This is a genomic window from Escherichia sp. E1130, assembly GCF_005781065.1.
Classification (GTDB): domain Bacteria; phylum Pseudomonadota; class Gammaproteobacteria; order Enterobacterales; family Enterobacteriaceae; genus Escherichia.
Genome location: NZ_VATL01000049.1, coordinates 1 through 3,556 on the forward strand (window position 1 = coordinate 1; position 3,556 = coordinate 3,556).

The 3,556-nt window shown below is 49.9% G+C and carries 4 protein-coding genes; all 4 read right to left on the reverse strand.

The features are described 5' to 3' along the window. Window positions 1–106: 106 nt before the first annotated feature. The 4 genes from luxS to yqaB all read right to left on the reverse strand — a co-directional run bounded on the left by luxS (window position 107) and on the right by yqaB (window position 3,392). Window positions 107–622 carry an S-ribosylhomocysteine lyase gene (luxS, locus tag FEK66_RS24625; RefSeq protein ID WP_001130211.1) on the reverse strand — a complete coding sequence of 172 codons (516 nt, stop codon included), beginning with the start codon at window positions 620–622 and terminating at the stop codon, window positions 107–109. 149 nt (window positions 623–771) lie between these two features. Next, entirely contained in the window at window positions 772–2,328 is a 1,557-nt protein-coding gene (gene gshA, locus FEK66_RS24630) for a glutamate--cysteine ligase (protein ID WP_000611804.1), read from the reverse strand. Window positions 2,329–2,400: 72 nt separating this feature from the next. Then, on the reverse strand, window positions 2,401–2,829 hold the full coding sequence (locus tag FEK66_RS24635; RefSeq protein ID WP_135494977.1) for a YqaA family protein: 429 nt from the start codon (window positions 2,827–2,829) through the stop codon (window positions 2,401–2,403). Then, a complete protein-coding gene (gene yqaB, locus FEK66_RS24640) occupies window positions 2,826–3,392 on the reverse strand; it encodes a fructose-1-phosphate/6-phosphogluconate phosphatase (RefSeq protein WP_000273309.1) in 567 nt (188 codons plus the stop codon). Before yqaB ends, FEK66_RS24635 begins: the two co-directional genes overlap by 4 nt. Window positions 3,393–3,556 lie beyond the last annotated feature (164 nt).

The following is a 3,556-nucleotide window of genomic DNA, read 5'->3' on the forward strand; positions in this document are numbered from 1 at the left end:
CCTGTCACGTACAGGTGGCATGTTCCCTGCGTCAACCAGATAAGCGTAGCGCACCAGGCAAGCCAGACGGTGCTGTTGCATCTCCGGCTGCTTCTACACTAACCAACTAAATGTGCAGTTCCTGCAACTTCTCTTTCGGCAGCGCCAGTTCTTCATTGCTGTTGATGCGCACGTCACGTTCCAGAATGCTACGCGCAATATCCTGTGCTTCCTGCAAAGAGTGCATCTGGTAAGTACCGCACTGATAGACGTTAAGTTCCGGGATCTGATTCTGATCCTGCACTTTCAACACGTCTTCCATTGCCGCTTTCCAGGCATCAGCGACACGCTGCTCATCAGGCGTACCAATCAGACTCATATAAAAACCAGTGCGGCAGCCCATTGGTGAGATATCGATAATCTCAACGCCATTACCGTTAAGATGGTTACGCATAAAACCAGCAAACAGGTGCTCCAGGGTATGGATCCCTCTTTCTGGCATCACTTCTTTGTTCGGCACGCAGAAGCGAAGATCGAACACGGTAATTGCGTCGCCATGCGGGGTGTTCATTGTTTTTGCCACCCGAACTGCAGGCGCTTCCATCCGGGTATGATCGACTGTGAAGCTATCTAACAACGGCATTTAGCCACCTCCGGTAAATTTTTTTTAAATATTCTGAACTCTTTCTTCCCAGGCGAGTCTGAGTATATGAAAGACGCGCATTTGTTATCATCATCCCTGAATTCAGAGATGAAATTTTGGCCACTCACGAGTGGCCTTTTTCTTTTCTGTCAGGCGTGTTTTTCCAGCCACACCGCAAACGGTTCGGTATCAGCGGCTTCCATTTCCTGCTGGCGACGTTCAGACGCCTCGCGCTCGGCTACAAAATCCTCTTCGCGCAGAATTTCCAGCGGCTCTTCACGCAGAAGATTACGGTAGGCTTCTGCAAACGCTTTACCTGTTCCGCCAATGCCAGTATCAATCATAGACCTTAAGATACGCGCAGAGAAAGTCAGATCAGGATTATCGAAGCAGGCGACCAGTTCATCACACACTTTCTGGTACGCTTCGCCGCCGTTAATGCTATCCAGCGTTTGCGCGACGCGTTTTAGATCGCGGAACAGATCTTTACCCACCTGCGGCAACGGGAACTGCGCAGTTTCGCAACCGATACCCAGCGTCAGGCCTGGTTTACGACCCTCGAGGATCACCCGATTCCAGTTAACGCGTGTACAGGCAAGTTCGCTACTGCTCATTTCCGGTGCATCAGCCAGCGCACACCAGACCATAAACAGGTCGAGGAAACGCACCTGCTGTTCATCTACACCAATCGGCGAGAACGGGTTGATGTCCAGCGAACGCACTTCAATATATTCAATGCCGCCACGTAATAGCGCATCAGAAGGCGATTCTCCGCTGCGAGTAACGCGTTTTGGACGAATCGGCGCATACAGTTCGTTTTCAATCTGCAGCACGTTGCTGTTGATTTGTAGCCGCTTACCGTCTTTCTCAATACCAATCTTCGCGTACTCTTCCGACGGCGTTTTGATAGCCTGCTTGAGCCCTGCGACGTACTCGTAGAGATCATTGAAGGTAATACCGAGATTGCTTTGCGATTTATTGGTATAGCCAAGATCGCTCAAACGAAGAGAGGTCGCATACGGCAGGTAATACATACCGCACTCGGTTTTCTCAAACGGCAGCGACGTTGGTTTTCCTTGCAGGAAAGAAGAACAAATCGCCGGAGACGCACCAAACAGATAAGGAATGACCCAACCGAAGCGATAGTAGTTGCGGATAACGCGGAAATAGCCCGCAGAAATTTTCTCTTTGGCATCAGCGCCCGAGATATCACCGCACTTCGCTTGCCAGAATGCCATTGGCAAAGAGAAATTGTAGTGCACGCCGGAAATGGTTTGCATCAGTGCGCCGTAGCGATTTTTCAGCCCTTCACGGTACAGCGTTTTAAAGCGTCCGGTGTTAGAAGTGCCATACTGTGCCAGTTCGATGTCCTGACCTTCTGCGATGTAGCATGGCATGCTTAACGGCCACATCCGCTCATCGCCCATATTGCGCGCCGTATAACGATGCAGGTCGCGCATAAAGGTCAGCATATGTTCAATATCACCATCCACTGGTGTAATAAATTCCAGCAATGCTTCCGCAAAATCGGTGGTTATCCATTTATGCGTTAGTGCGGAACCTAATGCTTCAGGATGACCTGTTGTTGCAAGTGTGCCATCAGCATTAACACGCAAAGTTTCGCGCTCCAGCCCACGCTGTATCCCCTTTAACGCCTGAGGATGTTTTTCCAGCCAGGCCAGCGCCTGTGATACGTCCGGGATCAAATTGACCTCCCGCCTGTCAAAATCGTTTTATTTAGCATAACTGTAATGGTGGCCATGTGTGCAGGCCTACAATTAGTGCCACCACATCGTGCCCTGAACGGTAGCTACTGCAATCGCAACATAGCGTAACGCTTTACCAAGGCACAAAAAAAAGATTACTGGTCCCCACGAGATGCGCATCCATCCCGCTAACAGACACAGTAAATCGCCAACCACGGGCATCCAGCTTAATAATAGTGTGATTGCACCATATCGTTTCAGCCAGCCGATGGCTTTCTCTTGCCAGCGCGATGTTTTGCGCAGTGGAAAGAAACGCCCAAGGATAACGTTAGTTAGCCCTCCAAGGCTATTACCCATTGTTGCTGTTAACACTAAAACCCAGGGATGACTTACCCCGGAAAGTAACATTGCAACCAGGACGACTTCGGAATTACCGGGTAATAGTGTAGCGCTGAGGAAACTACTGGCAAACAACGAGAAAAGCGATAAAGCTTCACTCACAGCAAGCGAACATCCACAGCGTCCATGCCTGCAGCGCGAGCAGCCTGAATACCGAAATCAGCATCTTCAAAGACCACACACTGCGTTGGTTGCACGCCCATACGCTGTGCGCACAACAAAAATGTGTCTGGCGCAGGTTTATGGTGTTTGACGTGATCGGCGGCAACGACCGCATCAAAATAACGGCGTAATCCCAGGTGCGCCAGCAATGCCTCAGCGATGGCGCTTTCACTCCCCGTTCCAACAGCCATTGGTCGACGTCCGTGCCAGCTTTTCACCACTTCAACAAGAGGAAGCGGCTCGACGCTATCCAGCAGCATACTTCTTACTGCTTCTGTTTTTTCACGCGCTAACGCATGCGGGTCGAGATCGGCCTGATTCAGCTCAATAATCGCCTGAGCAATACGCCACGTGGGCGAGCCATTAAGCGCAATCATCGCCTGAACATCGTACTGAAGACCGTAATGCCCTAATACTTCGCGCCACGCTTTACGGTGCGTAGGCTCCGTATCCAGGATTGTGCCATCCATATCAAAAATTAAACCTGCATAACGCTCGTACATGGTCTTCTCGCAAGTCGAAAAATATGACGCTACTTTAGCGTAATTGCTTGATTTTGTCGCTGATGGCGAAAGGGAAGATTATTCAGGATATGGATAAAATAGTTATTTAGAAATGAGATATTTTTGAAGGAAATTTTTTGGAGAAGATGGTGCATCCGGGAGGA